This window comes from Bacillus sp. ISL-77, from assembly GCF_018613105.1.
Map to the genome: position 1 here is coordinate 65,293 of NZ_JAGGQY010000018.1, position 15,396 is coordinate 80,688.

General features: G+C 38.1%; 19 protein-coding genes and 1 riboswitch. Of the genes, 10 read left to right on the top strand and 9 right to left on the bottom strand.

The features are described from left to right. Positions 1–77 precede the first annotated feature (77 nt). Both J7E77_RS06745 and J7E77_RS06750 read left to right on the top strand, forming a co-directional pair. A complete protein-coding gene (locus J7E77_RS06745; protein ID WP_088086042.1) occupies positions 78–575 on the top strand; it encodes a YajQ family cyclic di-GMP-binding protein in 498 nt (165 codons plus the stop codon). A 114-nt stretch (positions 576–689) separates the two neighbouring features. After that, complete coding sequence (locus tag J7E77_RS06750; RefSeq protein WP_214713204.1) at positions 690–1,562, top strand: SDR family oxidoreductase; 873 nt, start codon at positions 690–692, stop codon at positions 1,560–1,562. Positions 1,563–1,589: 27 nt separating this feature from the next. Here the strand turns inward: J7E77_RS06750 and J7E77_RS06755 are convergent, their stop codons facing one another. Further along, positions 1,590–3,101, bottom strand: coding sequence for an alpha-amylase family glycosyl hydrolase (locus J7E77_RS06755; RefSeq protein WP_214713205.1), 1,512 nt, complete (start codon positions 3,099–3,101; stop codon positions 1,590–1,592). A 115-nt stretch (positions 3,102–3,216) separates the two neighbouring features. Further along, entirely contained in the window at positions 3,217–5,064 is a 1,848-nt protein-coding gene (gene asnB / locus J7E77_RS06760; protein ID WP_214713206.1) for an asparagine synthase (glutamine-hydrolyzing), read from the bottom strand. Between the two features lie 222 nt (positions 5,065–5,286). Here asnB and J7E77_RS06765 point away from each other — a divergent pair, with 222 nt between their 5' ends. After that, entirely contained in the window at positions 5,287–5,850 is a 564-nt protein-coding gene (locus tag J7E77_RS06765; protein WP_214713207.1) for a DUF2777 domain-containing protein, read from the top strand. A gap of 45 nt (positions 5,851–5,895) precedes the next feature. Here J7E77_RS06765 and J7E77_RS06770 read toward each other — a convergent pair whose 3' ends face one another. After that, the gene (locus J7E77_RS06770; RefSeq protein ID WP_214713208.1) at positions 5,896–6,924 is read right to left on the bottom strand and encodes a ThiF family adenylyltransferase; all 1,029 of its coding nucleotides are present in this window, start codon (positions 6,922–6,924) and stop codon (positions 5,896–5,898) included. A 243-nt stretch (positions 6,925–7,167) separates the two neighbouring features. On the opposite strand from J7E77_RS06770, the gene J7E77_RS06775 reads away from it, so the two are divergent. Then, positions 7,168–9,000, top strand: coding sequence for an aldehyde ferredoxin oxidoreductase family protein (locus tag J7E77_RS06775; RefSeq protein WP_214713209.1), 1,833 nt, complete (start codon positions 7,168–7,170; stop codon positions 8,998–9,000). 83 nt (positions 9,001–9,083) lie between these two features. Here J7E77_RS06775 and J7E77_RS06780 read toward each other — a convergent pair whose 3' ends face one another. The 6 genes from J7E77_RS06780 to J7E77_RS06805 form a co-directional block, all read right to left on the bottom strand. Next, on the bottom strand, positions 9,084–9,356 hold the full coding sequence (locus J7E77_RS06780) for a MoaD-like domain-containing protein (protein WP_214713210.1): 273 nt from the start codon (positions 9,354–9,356) through the stop codon (positions 9,084–9,086). Between the two features lies 1 nt (position 9,357). Continuing rightward, positions 9,358–9,630 carry a ubiquitin-like small modifier protein 1 gene (locus J7E77_RS06785; RefSeq protein ID WP_214713211.1) on the bottom strand — a complete coding sequence of 91 codons (273 nt, stop codon included), beginning with the start codon at positions 9,628–9,630 and terminating at the stop codon, positions 9,358–9,360. Between the two features lie 129 nt (positions 9,631–9,759). After that, entirely contained in the window at positions 9,760–10,119 is a 360-nt protein-coding gene (locus tag J7E77_RS06790; protein ID WP_214713212.1) for a YisL family protein, read from the bottom strand. 140 nt (positions 10,120–10,259) lie between these two features. Continuing rightward, positions 10,260–11,168: a fumarylacetoacetate hydrolase family protein gene (locus tag J7E77_RS06795; protein WP_214713213.1), complete on the bottom strand. Its 909-nt coding sequence runs from the start codon at positions 11,166–11,168 to the stop codon at positions 10,260–10,262. A 113-nt stretch (positions 11,169–11,281) separates the two neighbouring features. After that, positions 11,282–11,572, bottom strand: a complete 291-nt coding sequence (locus J7E77_RS06800) for a type II secretion system F family protein (RefSeq protein ID WP_251026717.1) — start codon at positions 11,570–11,572, stop codon at positions 11,282–11,284. Beyond that, positions 11,569–12,873 (bottom strand): TadA family conjugal transfer-associated ATPase, encoded by a 1,305-nt coding sequence (locus J7E77_RS06805; RefSeq protein WP_214713364.1) that lies wholly within the window; start codon positions 12,871–12,873, stop codon positions 11,569–11,571. Before J7E77_RS06805 ends, J7E77_RS06800 begins: the two co-directional genes overlap by 4 nt. Before the next feature lie 133 nt (positions 12,874–13,006). Continuing rightward, a riboswitch (cyclic di-GMP riboswitch) is annotated at positions 13,007–13,093 on the bottom strand. Between the two features lie 261 nt (positions 13,094–13,354). Between J7E77_RS06805 and J7E77_RS06810 the strand changes: the two genes are divergently transcribed. The 6 genes from J7E77_RS06810 to J7E77_RS06835 all read left to right on the top strand — a co-directional run bounded on the left by J7E77_RS06810 (position 13,355) and on the right by J7E77_RS06835 (position 15,360). Further along, positions 13,355–13,576 (top strand): spore germination protein, encoded by a 222-nt coding sequence (locus tag J7E77_RS06810; RefSeq protein ID WP_214713214.1) that lies wholly within the window; start codon positions 13,355–13,357, stop codon positions 13,574–13,576. Between the two features lie 18 nt (positions 13,577–13,594). Then, the gene (locus J7E77_RS06815; RefSeq protein ID WP_214713215.1) at positions 13,595–13,822 is read left to right on the top strand and encodes a spore germination protein GerPB; all 228 of its coding nucleotides are present in this window, start codon (positions 13,595–13,597) and stop codon (positions 13,820–13,822) included. 62 nt (positions 13,823–13,884) lie between these two features. Then, positions 13,885–14,499, top strand: a complete 615-nt coding sequence (gene gerPC / locus J7E77_RS06820; protein ID WP_214713216.1) for a spore germination protein GerPC — start codon at positions 13,885–13,887, stop codon at positions 14,497–14,499. Continuing rightward, a complete protein-coding gene (locus tag J7E77_RS06825) occupies positions 14,496–14,672 on the top strand; it encodes a spore gernimation protein GerPD (protein ID WP_168242447.1) in 177 nt (58 codons plus the stop codon). Before gerPC ends, J7E77_RS06825 begins: the two co-directional genes overlap by 4 nt. Before the next feature lie 5 nt (positions 14,673–14,677). Next, positions 14,678–15,085 carry a spore germination protein GerPE gene (locus J7E77_RS06830; protein WP_214713217.1) on the top strand — a complete coding sequence of 136 codons (408 nt, stop codon included), beginning with the start codon at positions 14,678–14,680 and terminating at the stop codon, positions 15,083–15,085. A 56-nt stretch (positions 15,086–15,141) separates the two neighbouring features. After that, entirely contained in the window at positions 15,142–15,360 is a 219-nt protein-coding gene (locus J7E77_RS06835; protein WP_214713218.1) for a spore germination protein, read from the top strand. The last annotated feature ends 36 nt before the right edge of the window (positions 15,361–15,396 follow it).

The following is a 15,396-nucleotide window of genomic DNA, read 5'->3' on the forward strand; positions in this document are numbered from 1 at the left end:
TTTTACTATAATGTACCCATAAAGGGAAACTTTAGCAGGCTGAGTTTCACATTTTGTTATAAAATGGAGGTTTTGTTATGTCAAAAGATAGCTCATTTGATATTGTATCTCAAGTAGACTTATCTGAAGTTTCAAATGCGATTGCCCAAACCATGAAGGAAATTGGCACTCGCTATGATTTTAAAGGCAGTAAAAGTGAAGTCTCACTTGATAAAGAAAAAGAAGAGCTTGTTCTTATTTCAGATGATGAATATAAAATGGACCAGCTTAAAGATGTTTTATTTAGCAAATTGATGAAACGAAGCGTTCCCGTTAGAAATCTTGACTATGGGAAAGTCGAAAAAGCATCAGGCGGAACTGTTCGCCAAAGAGCCAAGCTTGTTCAAGGTATTGATAAAGAAAATGCCAAAAAAATCAATACAATTATTAAAAATAGTGGCGTCAAGGTAAAAAGTCAGGTACAGGACGACCAAGTTCGTGTTAGCGGTAAAAACCGCGATGATTTACAAAAAATAATCTCCCTCGTGCGCGAGGCTGACCTAACTGTAGATGTCCAGTTTATTAATTATCGTTAAGAACAAAACGGCGGAAGGATTTAAAATCCTTTCGCTTTTTATTATCTATATTTTTCATAATTTAACCCATTTAACTAAAACTAATTGTGAGTAAACACTTGGAGGTTTTAGTAAATGAGCAACAATCAAAATAAACAAAAGAATATCTTTCCACCTCAGCATCAGAACCATCAACCTGGCATAGAAAGTGAAATGGATCCTCGGCCTATTTCAGTTGATCCTAATTATAAGCCTGGAGGAAAATTAGCAGGTAAAACAGCGATTATTACCGGTGGCGACAGTGGTATAGGAAAATCAGTTGCTATTTATTTTGCCAAAGAAGGGGCAGATATTGCTATTGTCTATTTAGAAGAGCATCAAGATGCAGAAGAAACTAAACAAATGATTGAAGCCGAGGGTCGAAGATGTCTTCTTTATTCGGGTGACATTGGCAATGAAGATTTTTGTAAGGAGACTGTCAATAAGATTCATTCTGAGTTTGGCCGATTAGATATACTCGTCAACAATGCAGCGGAACAACATCCGCAAAAAAGCTTATTGTCTATTACTTCGGATCAATTGGAAAAAACGTTCCGAACGAATATTTTCTCCTTTTTTTATATGACTAAAATGGTTCTGCCTTTTTTAAAACAAGGGGCATCCATCATTAATACTGCCTCGATTACTGCTTACAAGGGGAATGAACAATTATTGGACTATTCAGCTACAAAAGGTGCGGTTGTTTCCTTTACCCGCTCTTTAGCGATGTCTCTTGCACCTCAAGGGATTCGTGTTAATGGTGTGGCTCCAGGTCCCATTTGGACACCACTCATTCCATCGACTTTCCCTGCAGACCAGGTTGCAACTTTCGGATCAACTACCCCAATGGGGAGAGCAGGACAACCATTTGAATTGGCCGCAAGCTATGTTTTCCTGGCTTCAGATGACTCCTCCTATGTTAGTGGGCAAATGATTCATGTAAATGGCGGAGAAATTATCAATAGTTAAAAAAATGTCGGGGATTTCCCCGACATTTTATCTTTTTCGTTTCCTTATTTTATAAAGAAATAAGAAACACAACAGGTATACAACGGCTACGCTAGCAATTAATGAGAATTTGATGCCACTTTTCTCAGCTAAAACATATACCTCTGAATTATCCCGATCAAGGATGATCATGTATTTATTATCTTCACTTTTAACTTTATCTCCTGCCAACAGGCCCCGCAGCTCTTTTCCACCTTCAATTTGACTATTTGTTAACGTAACACTTTGGGATTTACTCGAATTATTGATTGCAATTATTGACGTTTCACCTTTATAAACTCGTTTATAAACTGCCATTCCCTTTTGATCATAGAGCATTTCCATTGTCCCTCTTGTTAGCGATGGAAGCTGATTTCTTAATTCACTCACCTTGGTAATATAATCAATCAGGTCCTTTTCCGCTCGAAAGCTCATTTGCCCACGGTTATCCGGGATTTCTCCCCCATTTAAAGCAATTTCACTTCCATAATAAAAGAAGGGGATTCCAGGGGTCGTGTAAAGATAAACCAATGCTGTTTTCCAGCGTGAGCCAGGGAATTGTTTCTTTGCCACAATGTCACTCGTAAATCTTGACGTATATTCATTATCCATAAAATTTGCCCTTAATAAGGAGTTCAGACCATTATCAGCACCCGAATAAAGTGTGCTGAAAGATTGATCCGTACCTGCAAACGTTTTTCTTAACTTTTCGCTATACGAGTAATCAACTACACTATCTATTCCGGCACTTTCATACTCTTTCAGATTAGTTGAAGTATTTTTCGACATGACTCCCAACAGAAAGAAATCCTTGTTTTCTTTCTTAACTTCAGTTGAAAAATCTGTCCAAAAGCTTACTGGAACATAATTTACTTCTGGTAGACTAAGCCCATCAATATCTGTTTTATTAATCCACCATTTTGCTGCATTAATTAAGTATTTTTTTACTTCAGGGTTGTCCTGATTAAGGTCAGGCAAGCCCTCCGACCAGCCCATTTCAAGCTCCTTCTGATTTTCATTTCCAGCAAGGGTATCCTTTTTTTCATGAAACCAGTCCTGCTTATTAGTATCACTTAACCATGGATGGTCCGCAGCTACATTATTCGTCACAAAATCCATGATAACCTTCATCTTTCGCTTATGCGCTTCTTTTACAAGCGTTTGGAAAGTCTTAATTGTGCCAAAATGCTCGTCTACTTTGTAAAAATCATTCACCCAAGAACCATGGTAGCCATTCTTTGCATTGTCAACTATCGGAGTTAGTCGAATCGAAGTAAATCCCATATCATGGATGTAATCCAATTTATCAATAATACCTTGGATATCACCGCCGTTATATGCTAATGGGTCTTTGGCATTAACATCGATGTCATTTTTTCTATCCCCGTCGTTAAAACGATCTACCATGATAGAATAAACGGATTCATCCTGCCACAAACGTTCACCCTTTTCAACAGCAGCATTTGCAGGAAATGATGAATTTAGTAATAATAGCATTAAAATAAAAGTAATTTTTTTCATAAAGTTATATCCTCCTCTAAAAAAAAAGAAGAGGATATCCTCTTCCCTACACCATTTTAATCTAATCAAGTCCTTATTCCAAATTTTAATTCTTCGTTTTATCGGAAATTCATTTTTAATTTACTATGTTAATATTGTAATCCTTAAACCATGTATGGAGCTGCACAAGATATGCCAATAACTGTGGTCCTGTCATCAATTGCCCGAACCAAGGTTCTTGAAATGAATTTCCACCAGACTTGACGATACTCTCAAGCTGTTCTTTATTAAAAAATTCATGCAATGCTGAGGATTTATCTTGTAATATATTTTCCACCAGTTTTTGAACGGCAATGGTATAGGCAGGATTATGTGTTTTTGGATAAGGGCTTTTTTTCCGGTACAATACTTCCTCTGGTAATATACCTTCAAAGGCTTTTCTAAGAATCCCTTTTTCCCTGCCTCGATACATTTTCATATCCCATGGGATATTCCATACATATTCGACAAGACGGTGATCAGCAAAGGGAACTCTGACTTCCAGGCTTGCGCCCATGCTCATTCGGTCTTTCCGATCAAGTAATGTTGTCATAAAATTAATCATATTAATATAAAATAATTCTCTGCGTTTAGAATCTTCCCCGCTTTCACCCTCTAGCCTCGGGGTTTCGGCAACCGCTTGATAATACTTTTCCATGACATAGTCATTTAATTTTAATTTTTCCTGCCAATGCGATTTCAACAAACCTTGTCTTTCTGATACAGATCTCATCCACGGAAATCCTGGACGTTCTAAGTCTTGTTTTCGATGGAACCAAGGATACCCTCCGAAAATTTCATCAGCACATTCCCCTGAAAGGCTGACAACAAAATCCTGTTTAATTTCCTTACAAAACCACAGTAACGATGAATCCACATCTGCCATCCCTGGAAGATCTCTAACATGTGTAGCTTCCACCAAATCATTGACCAATTGCCTTTGAGTAATAATTTTGTTATGGTGCTTTGTATTAAATTTATCCGTTATCATTTGAATAAATTTCCCATCAGCATCCGGCTGGAATTCATTTGAAGAAAAGAATTTGTCATTACCTTCATAATCGATTGAATAAGTGTGTAACTGCCCCTTATTTTGGTCCTTGAATCCTTTTGCGGCAATGGCCGTGATGATGCTAGAATCTAGTCCGCCAGATAAAAAGGTACTTAGAGGAACATCGGAAACAAGCTGCCTTGTTACCGCATCGGTGACTAAATAACGGACCTTTTCTGCTGTTTCTTCCACATTATCCTTGTGTTCACCACTTTTTACATTCCAATATCTCCAAATTTTTAAACCATTTTTTGAAAATGTTAATGCATGGGCTGGTCTTAGTTCTTTAATCCCTTTAAAAACACCAGAACCCGGTGACCTGGAAGGGCCGATTCCAAAGATCTCAGCAAGCCCCTCTTGATCAATCTCTGTTTTCACTTCTGGATGGGCTAAAATAGCCTTGGTTTCAGAAGCAAATATAAGCCCCTTCTTGTGTTCTCTGAAAAATAATGGTTTAACCCCTAAGCGGTCACGACCAATAAAGAGCTGTTCCTTCTTATTATCCCAAATGGCAAATGCATAAATCCCATTTAAGTAATTTACACACTCTTCCGCCCATTCTATATAGGCAGATAATAGAACTTCTGTATCAGAATGACCTTTAAATGAATATCCTTTAGTATGGAGAACTTTGCGGATATCTTCTGTATTATATAATTCCCCATTGTAGCAAATGGTGTAATCGAAGCCGTCTTTTTGTTTGGACATTGGCTGCCTTCCCCCTTCAGGGTCGACAACAATAAGTCTCTTATGGCCAAAAGCGACATGTGTCTCAGACCAGATGTTGGTCTCATCAGGTCCTCTTTTTGCCAGTGTATTGGTCATTTTGGTAAGTGTACCCGCCTCGTTCTTAAGTGATTTATCAAAATTAATCCAGCCTGTAATACCACACATTTCCTATCACACTCCTCATTAACAGAACTACTGTACATGAATTCATGTTTTTATAGTATTCAGCCCATGGGAAATGGTTAATTGTCCGAATAGAAAAGCGGAGGTCGATGGAGTAAGCCAACAATTCATATGATTTAAAAGATAATACTTTATCTTTCAGTTATAAAATTTCATGAAGATGTCTAAAAAGAATATGATAGCATCTGGGCACGGAGGTTAATAATGAATCGACAACAACGAATGAGACTTTACGATTTTCAGGAAAGAGCATACACAGAAGGAACTGTTGAACAAATTAATGAACAATGGATTTTTTTTGATGAGGAAACAGAAGAAGCCGAAATGTTAGATGATTACCTTCAGCAGGAAATAGAAGTCTTCCGAATGAATCGTTGGAAGAAAGGTAAATTGTATGAAACAGGAAAGGTCCGAATTGGAAACGAAGCAACGATGCTTCGTAACCATGATTTAGTAAGAATTAGGAAACATTTAATTTATTCACTTGAGCGGCTTTTAGATGGAATCAATGATGATGCTTTTTTTCAATTTGTGACCACTTTAAACTCCTTAAACTTTTCTATTTACGATTGCATCTATTGTTACAACCATTTATCCTTCTTATCGGACGAAAATCGAAAGGATGGAGTTAATTTTTTGGTTTTCGATAATCAGGAGCAAATTTGTAATGTCCAGCACCACTTTTGTTACTATGAAAAAGTTAATGATCGATTTGAATTTACATTAAATACCGGAAAACGATTAGTGATCGAAAAAATGATATCATAAGAAAAAGGCTGGGGCAGCTCCCACGCCTTTTTTTTTGGTACCAATTTAGTTCCCGATGTATTTTGAATAAAGCAATTTTGCTTGGACCAAATCATTTGTACCATGAATCAATACACGTGCATCTTTAAATACGACAATAGAAATATCTTCATCAGGAGTAAAACGGATTAAGTAGTCATTTCCTGATACTTTACCACTTTTCTTGAGATTCGCAGCCAACTTTTTTACATCTAAGTCTCGTTTATTTCTAGGATTGATTTGGACTGTATTACGCCCACAAAGTGTCGTATAGGCCACCTGGAGTTCCGAGGATCGATCTAAAAAATCAAATTGATGATTCACACATGTCGGACAATTAGAATTTCTCCCTTCTGAAATATCCATTTGCATGGTGGTATAATCCCATATATCAATTTGTTCTAGATTAGGTGTAGTCTTTTCATCAATTAATATTTTCATTGTTTCCATGACTTGAAAGGAACCGATAATATCCGTCAATGGTGACAATACGCCAACTGTATCGCAGGTTTCCCCCGTCCCAGTTGGGACATGTGGAAAGAGACAGCGGTAGCAGGGGGTAATTCCGGGTTTGATCGAGGCAAACATGCCTCTTGAACTAACAGCAGCACCATGAACCCAAGGAATTCCGTACTTTACGGCCACATCATTGATTAAGAATCGTGTCATAAAATTATCAGAGCCATCAACGATACAATTAAATTCCGTTAATAATTCTTCCGCATTATCTAGGTTTAAATCAGCGATTACTGCATCGACTGTAACAGTAGAATTAATTCGATTTAATCTTTTTTTTGCAGCAATTACCTTTGGGAGCTGTAATTTTGCATCCTCTTCATCAAAAAGTGTCTGCCGCTGCAAATTTGATAGTTCAACCAAATCCCTATCAATTAACCTTATATAGCCAACTCCAGAACGAACCAGATGGTTCGCGATTACCGTGCCAAGTGCACCAACTCCAACAATTGCCACTTTGCTATTTTGCAATTTTATTTGTCCTGACTCCCCAATCTGTTGAAAAAGAATCTGTCTTGAATAGCGTTCTAAATCATTCATGATCCACCTCTTTCCTAAGTTAAACTGTAATCATGAACCGCAAAAGAAAAAGTTATATTACTATTATCTTACCAAATTATTTTTGATTGTCTGTTATAAATAATTTAATTTTAAAAATATTGAAAAAGAGATATAATAAATATTGGGTTTTAGTATAATTTGGTAGGAATCTCTTATAACAATATCTAATATTATAAGAGATTAGTATATATTTTTTTAATATGGGAAAGAGGGGGAAAAACTTTGAATCTAGGCGGTTTTAAAAACAAAGAAGTATTAGTCGACTTAACAAATGGTGTGGTTGATTACAGAGGAATCAACGAAGATGATGCAGTTAAGTACATAGGTGGTCGTGGCCTAGGGGTTAAGTATGTTTTAGATAACGGCCCTGAAGTCGAGCCATTATCTGCAGAAAACATCATTTGTATTATGACAGGCCCTGTCACAGGCTCACGTTCTTCGATGAGCGGACGGCTTTGTGTTGTTACTAAATCTCCGCTGACTGGTACGGTAACGGATTCACACATCGGCGGGTGGACTGCAGCGCGGCTCAAATGGGCAGGTGTGGATAATATTATTTTTTCAGGAAAAAGTGACAAGCCTGTATACCTATTTATTGAAGATGGTAAAGCAGAGCTCCGTGACGCTTCAAACCTTTGGGGAACTAGCACACGAGCCTTTATTCAAGCAATGAAAGACGAACACGGTGAAGAGGACATAAGTGTTATGACGATTGGTCAAGCAGGTGAAAACACCGTCCGCTTTGCTGCATTTATTAATGAGCATGACCGTGCTGCAGGCCGTGGTGGGACAGCTGCTGTTGCGGGCTATAAAAAATTAAAAGCAATTGTTATCAAAGCTGCTCAAAAAGGCAATATGCCACAACCAAAATTAGATACCGATTACAAAGATGCCAATAAAAAAGCTGTAAAGGCGATCCTTGATGGCGGCTTAACGGCACCTAATAAAGGCGGATTATCCGTATATGGAACAAATGTATTAACCAACTTGATCAATGAAGTGGGAGCGCTTCCAACAAAGAACTCCCAATTAACACACTGGGATGAAGCAGAGAAACACAGTGGTGAATATTACAACACTAATTTACGTGTTGCTAACAAGACCTGCCATGCCTGCCCAGTTGGTTGTAAAATTGAAGTAGAAGTAAAAGATGGGAAGTATAAAACACGAGTAGAGAGCATTGAATTCGAATCCGCTTGGTCACTTGGCTCCAACTGTTTATTAAGTGATGCAGAAGCGATTTCATTTATGATCGACCGCTGTAATGAATATGGGCTTGATACAATTGAACTTGGACATTGTTTCTCCGTTACAATGGAAGCTTTTGAAAAAGGGATTATTACCGAGGAACTAATCTGGGGCGACGCCGATTCAATGATTGAATTAACCAAAAAAATCGCCTTCCGTGAAGGATTTGGCGGCGTACTTGCTGAAGGGCCTGCACGTGCAACTGCACTTTGGGGTGCACCTGAATTATCAATGTCTGTTAAAGGCCAATCCATCCCTGCCTATGATCCTCGCGGCATTCAAGGTATTGGACTTGGTTATGCTACAAGTAACCGCGGTGCATGTCACCTTCGTGGGTACACTGTAGCCAGTGAAATTGCTGGTATTCCTGAACCAACTGACCGATTAAAGCCAGAAGGAAAAGGCGAATTACTAAAAGTATTCCAAGATATGCTAGCATTCTCAGATTCTATGAATATTTGTAAGTTCTCATCCTTCTCAGAAAACGCAGAGCATTATGCGGAGCAATACAGTGCAATGACTGGAGTTCAACTATCAGCTGAGGATGTTATGAAGGCTGGGGAAAGAATCTATAATCTTGAACGTTATTACAATAACCTTGCAGGCTTTAATAAACGTGAAGATGACTTCCTTCCAAAACGTTTTACTGAAGAACCGGCGTCCGGGAACAGTGCGGGCCATGTAAGCCGGATGGATATCATGCTAGAAGAATATTATCAAGTTCGCGGCTGGAAAGACGGCCTGGTAACAGATGAAAAGCTTCGTGAATTAGGAATTATCGATCCTGAAGTAAAACAACCTGTCTAAGACATTAATTAAGAAAGCTTCTGCACAAATGCAGAAGCTTTTTTTTAATACGTAAGTTTTGACAGCGCTAACGCTATACTTAATTAACCGCCAATTCTTGTTGTTTTATAGCGGTAATTTTTGATTAACACATCTAAAGCATGATCGTCATTTGCACAAAAACGCACTTGGACGGTATTCACCTTAAAACTTGAAGTAAATGAAATTTCCTCTTCGGAGAGTATTTGACCCTTCCAGTTATCCGCTTCATAGACATAAGGGAACCTATCTGTCCTCTGTAAAGCACCAAGTTCTTCAAAATACATGCCAAGATGTTCAATACTAATACCACGAAACTCCAAATCTCTAATGACCATATCAGCCCCCTGCAACAGGCGGAAAAAGAGCAAATTGATCCTTTTCTTCTACCTTAGTCTGAAGGTCATCAAGGTGGATGATATTTCTCCCGTTTACATAGACATGAACAAACGGAAGCAGTTCCTTTTCAATAGTAAAGATTTCATTGTTTAATGCAGGAAACATTTCAATCATTTTATCAAGAACATCTATCACCCGTTCACCATCCGGCTGAACGTCTACCGTTACCCCACCACATATTTGCCGGAGATTAGCAAACACTTTTACGAGCATATGGATCCTCTCCTCTCTACTTATTTCAATATTAAAACCAAACTAAGCAGTTGTCACGTTGTTTATCATTTTCGCAAATTTAAAAAGGCTGCCGATATGCTCGGCAGCCTTTACTAGTTACATTAGGTTTTATGGGTGTAAAAATGACATTGGTAATTTTGCAAAGCCTAGGTATAATACAAGCACCCATGCAATGATAAACTGAATCCAGAATACAGAAGTTCTTCTATTATTAGCCACACGGCCAAGGATCATTTCAAATAATCCGATTATCCATATACCTACAACCGCTTTTAATATATACCAAACATCAATTCTGTAAACCGAAAACAAAAGTCCTGCACCTGTTGCTATTATAACTAAGTATAGTACTCGTAAGATCATTTGTAGAATTTTAAATCCTTTTGCTTTTCCACTTTTATGTAAGGAAAGAGCAATGAAAAATAAAATTAATGCTAAAACCCATGCAGTGATATGACCGTGAATCAATATAGTACCTCCTAATGAATGAAATTCATTTATTTCGACCTTATCATACCATAAAACTTTGATAAAAACGAAAAAAGTAAGTCAATCTAGTAACAAAAATGGATATGTTCCCCTACAATTTTGAGGTATTTAAAGAGTGCCTATTGCTTAATGGTATTTTTGAGTGTTCCGATTTTTTCAATGGTGACTTCCATCTGATCGCCAGGAGATAAAAATTTAGGAGGCTTTAAGCCTTTTCCCACTCCAGCTGGTGTGCCGGTCGCAATAATATCCCCTGGTTCAAGTGTCATTCCGGCTGAAAGAACGGAGATAACCTCCTCAATTGGAAAAATAAAATTCTTTGTATTTGAGTTCTGTCTCACTTCCCCATTAACTCTAGTTTCTATATGTAAATGGTTTGGATTTTCAATCACACTTTTATGGATAATCCATGGTCCCATCGGACAGGTAGTGTCTAAGCTTTTACCAATAAAAAATTGCTTGTGTCTTGATTGTAAGTCTCGTGCGGTCACATCATTCAGAATGGTATAACCAAAAATGTAGTCGAGGGCCTCTTCTTTTTTTATCGCCCTTCCCTTTTTACCGATGATGACAGCTAGCTCCCCTTCATAATCAAGTTGATTTGTTACATCTTGATGGTTTAGGACTGTTTCATTCGGTCCAATAACCGTTGTAGGGGCTTTCGTAAAGACCATTACATGTTCCGGGATATCTGCTTCACTTCCCATTTCAATCGCATGTTCTGCATAATTTTTTCCTACACAGAAAATATTCTTGTTTGGTCTTGGAATAGGAGCTAGCAAGGTTGCCTCTTCCATGGGGACGTATAATGACGCAGCATGTGTACCACTAATTACCCAATCATACAAAACTTGGACTTGTTCGATAAAACTTTCTCCTAAATCGATACATTCCTGCATTGAAGAAGGGAAACTTCTTTTACCTGTCCTTGCTTCTTCAGCAGGATTTAATAAAATTACTTTTGATTCATCTGGGTCTACTAAACCAACAAATGTTTCATGATTATGTTCTACTGTTACAAATTTCATCGTTTTCACCTCAATTTATAGTAATTACACTTTATATAGTAAAAGAAACAGATGAACCGAACAAATATAAAGAATCAAAAAAGGCCGATCCCTAATTAAAAGGGAATCAGCCCTTAACTATTTTTAAAAGCATCGATAAATTGGATGATTGCCGGTCCTAACAAAACGATAAATAAACTTGGAAATATGAAAAGAACTAACGGAAAGAGCATTTTGATTGGTGCTTTCATAGCCGTCTCTTCCGCCCGTTGCTTTCTCTGTTCTCTGACTTCATTGGATTGAACTCGGAGCACTCGAACCATGCCGATTCCTAATTTTTCAGCTTGTAAAACATTACTGATAAACGCTCTAACAATATCTACATCAAGCCTATCTCTGAAAAAAATCAGGAGCAGTCCAATCATTGCCGCCACTCCTCATTTTCTATAAACACGGACGACGGAATGTGAATCCCTGATGCCTCCAGACGATCATAAAACTTAGGGTGGACACCGGTAGGTACAAGCCTTCCAATGATTTTTCCTTCTGCGTTAAGTCCTTCTTGTTTAAAAGAGAAGATATCTTGGAGAACGATAATTTCTCCTTCCATTCCTTGTACCTCAGTTATATTGACAATTTTCCTTGTTCCGTCCTTCAAACGTGTTTGCTGTATAATCACATCAATCGCCCCAGCAATTTGCTCACGTAGTGCTTTTATCGGCAAATCTACACCAGCTATAAGAACCATTGTTTCCAACCGAGCAATCATATCTCTTGGACTGTTTGAGTGCCCTGTAGCCAATGAACCATCATGTCCCGTATTCATTGCCTGCAGCATATCAAGCGCTTCTCCTCCACGTACTTCCCCGATAATAACGCGGTCTGGTCTCATCCGTAGTGAGTTCCTGACAAGATCTCTAATGGAGATGGCTCCTTTACCTTTTATATTGGGCGGACGTGACTCTAGGGATATCACATGCTCTTGTCCCAATTGAATCTCGGCTGCATCCTCAATAGTTACGATTTTTTCATCATCTGGGATAAAATTTGACAAAACATTGAGTGTGGTTGTTTTGCCAGATCCTGTTCCTCCGCTGACAAACATATTTAACCGTGCTTTCACACAAGCATCTAGAAAGATAGCCATTTCTTCTGTGACTGTTCCAAAGTTAATCAAATCTTCAATCTGGTAGGGATCCTTTGGAAATTTCCTGATTGTTATAGTTGGTCCATTTAATGCCAAGGGGGGAATGATAGCATTAACACGCGATCCATCCGGAAGCCTGGCATCTACCATTGGAGAACTTTCATCTATTCTCCGTCCCAGTGGGGCAACTATTTTGTCTATTACACTCATGACATGTTCATTGTCTCGGAATTGAACTGGCGTTAACACCAACTTCCCTTTTCGTTCACAGTAAACTTGGTTGGGTCCATTCACCATTACCTCTGAAACATCTTCATCTAAAAGAAGGGAATTAATTGGTCCGAAACCAGTTAGGTCGTTGATTAGCTCATCATCTACTTTTTTTCGATCAATTTGCCCACGGAATTCTTCATCTTCTTTTATTATTTCGACTGCCATTCCGTCAAACTTTGGAATGATTTCCTCAATTTCTTGCTCTTTTAACTCTTGCAAAATTTTCTTATGAAGAACATTCTTTAATTCCTGATGTTTGTTAGCTTTTTTCGCCTTTTCATTTTCCTCGTCCATTAAAGGTATCATCAACAATTTTCACCTCCGTGAAATAGAAATAGCCCCACCTTTACCAAAGGGGGGGATAGAATTCATAGAACAACCATATATACATAGAAAACCTATGCAGACATAGAATATCTATTATGAAACACCCTGATCTTTCGGTAACTGGCTGGCTTAGTGCAAATGCACCTTAGCCCCTGTAGCTTTGCGTCACTGATTTTCATCAGCTTTGCCTTTATCGAGACTCAGTGTTTATTTTTCCGACTGATCTCTTAATCACATAATAGAACGTTTTACCCTTATCTGATATCCTACTATTTTATCATTTTGCGTGGTAAATCATAGGTTAATTGAACTGTTTTTCATTCATACCCCTAAAAACAAATAAATAAAAGTGTAAATAAACTTAAATGACCTCTGTTTCCAATTTATTTGGGCGAATCAATCACATTACCTTTGCCCATACATAGGATGTAGAAGATACTATGAAAAAAGGGTGTTGAAAATGCCAGCGATTGTTGGAGTTGCACAGGTCATTACACTTGGCAGCAGTTCTGTTTTCCATATTGGAGATGTTTATAAAATTATGCCATTTTCTACTGCAAAAACCTTTTCCGGTGCTGGTTCCTTTAACACAGGGGATAGCTTACAGCTCCATAATAATGTTAGTTCCACAAATACCAATGATTCAGATGTTTACGATCAAGGAATTGCACTTAATGCTTAATGAATGGGTGATTTTCAAATGAATTTCTATATCCAGCAGTCCATTCAGATTAATTTTATTAAAATTGGCGGGATTACCAATTCCTCCGTCCTACAAATAGGCAGTGCTGGGATTATTAAACCAACAGCTCATTTATATAATACCGGTGGATTTTCACAACCCGCACCGCAATCCATTCAACCTTCAGGGACTTTATTAGGGACACCAGCCGTACCATTACAAGCTGCTGTTAGAGAACAGGATTAGTAAGCCGCCCTATCATATAAAAATTGATAAACTTATTGGCGAAATAATTGTGAGGTGATTACATGTATCAGGATTATTCCCAATATCTTCAATGGCTGCAGATGTGTATTCAAGCACAGGAGCAGCGAATTCTAACTTTAGAGAACGCTCTCCAAAAAATGAAAGAAGATATCAAACAATTAAATGAAAAAAAGGCCATCCATGTTGATAAAATTGAATATAAATTTGATCAATTGAAAGTTGAGACGCTTGAAGGAACATTAAACATAGGTCTAAACCCATCCGAATTATCAGGAATCGAGGACTTCGCAGTACAAAGTCAATCCTTAACCACACCAATATCACCCAAGGATCAAATGCAAAGATCAATGAAAATCGAGGAAGCTATTTACAGATATTTAGAAACGGATTTACCTCAATTAGTTGAAAATGCCCAAAGGGAATTAACCGTTCAACCGAATGATGAATATTTATCGTTCATAAAACAAGACATCATTAAACAGCTTCCTATCAGGATTGAACAACATATAAACGCCCATTCCTCTGGCAGCCGCTCTTTTGAAAATGCGCCTTCGGACGATTTAGTTATAGAAGCATTAAAAAAGGAAATTCAAAATGGGGTATTTGTTTTTTTCAGCAATTTACCTGAAAATATGAAAGGGATGAAAACAGAATGAACTTCGAGGTTTATAACCGAGAACTCTTTGTCCAAAACATAAAAATCACTGGGGTAGCAAGCTCATCGTTAGTAATGGTGGGAGATACGGAAACGATTCAATTGGCCTCAACCTTTGATACCCCTGCAGAATCGTTAATCATAGGCCCGTTTGTTCCCCTATCACCGGAGTGACCATCATGTTGCAGAGAACCTCTTGTGTAGACACTATAAATATTAAGATTGCCTCTTTTTCCTCTACGGTACAGCTAGGGGATTCCTGTATCATTAATGGACTTTCAAGAGCACTCGCTGTCCAAAGGGAAGCTGACGTATTTTATGGAAATGAGGGGAATTTATCCTCTTATCGAGTCTTTTCCGAACCTATTCCTTTTCTACCTATCGATGAACCTTTCTCATACTCCCGTCAAAATCCAAACCCACTAATTAAGGTAAGTAAAATTGATATTATCGGGATATCTTCATCTTCCCTTTTACACGTTGGGAACAGCCGCCATGTTTCCATGGAGGCTAGAGTTAAGCATATTCGACAGTTACTTCCTATTCCTAGAAAAGAAGAAGAAGTAGAAGAACAGGGACAAAGATAAAAGCATAAGTTACGTTAAGGGAAATGCCGGGAATATACTAAAAAAGGATGTTTGTCATGCCAGCGATTATTGGTCCTGTCCAAATCGTTCACGTAAGTGGAGGTATAGTGCAATTTGGCGATACCGTGTATATCTCTCCAAAGAGCACCTCAAAGACAAATGCTGGTTCAGGTGCATTTAATACTGGTGGATTTATCGTATCGAATTCCGGATTAAGTGGAACCAATGTTCTTGATACCAAGTTAATTGACCAGCCAATTGTCGGGAATAATTAAAAAATGACATAAACCAGCCTAAATGGTCTATGTCAT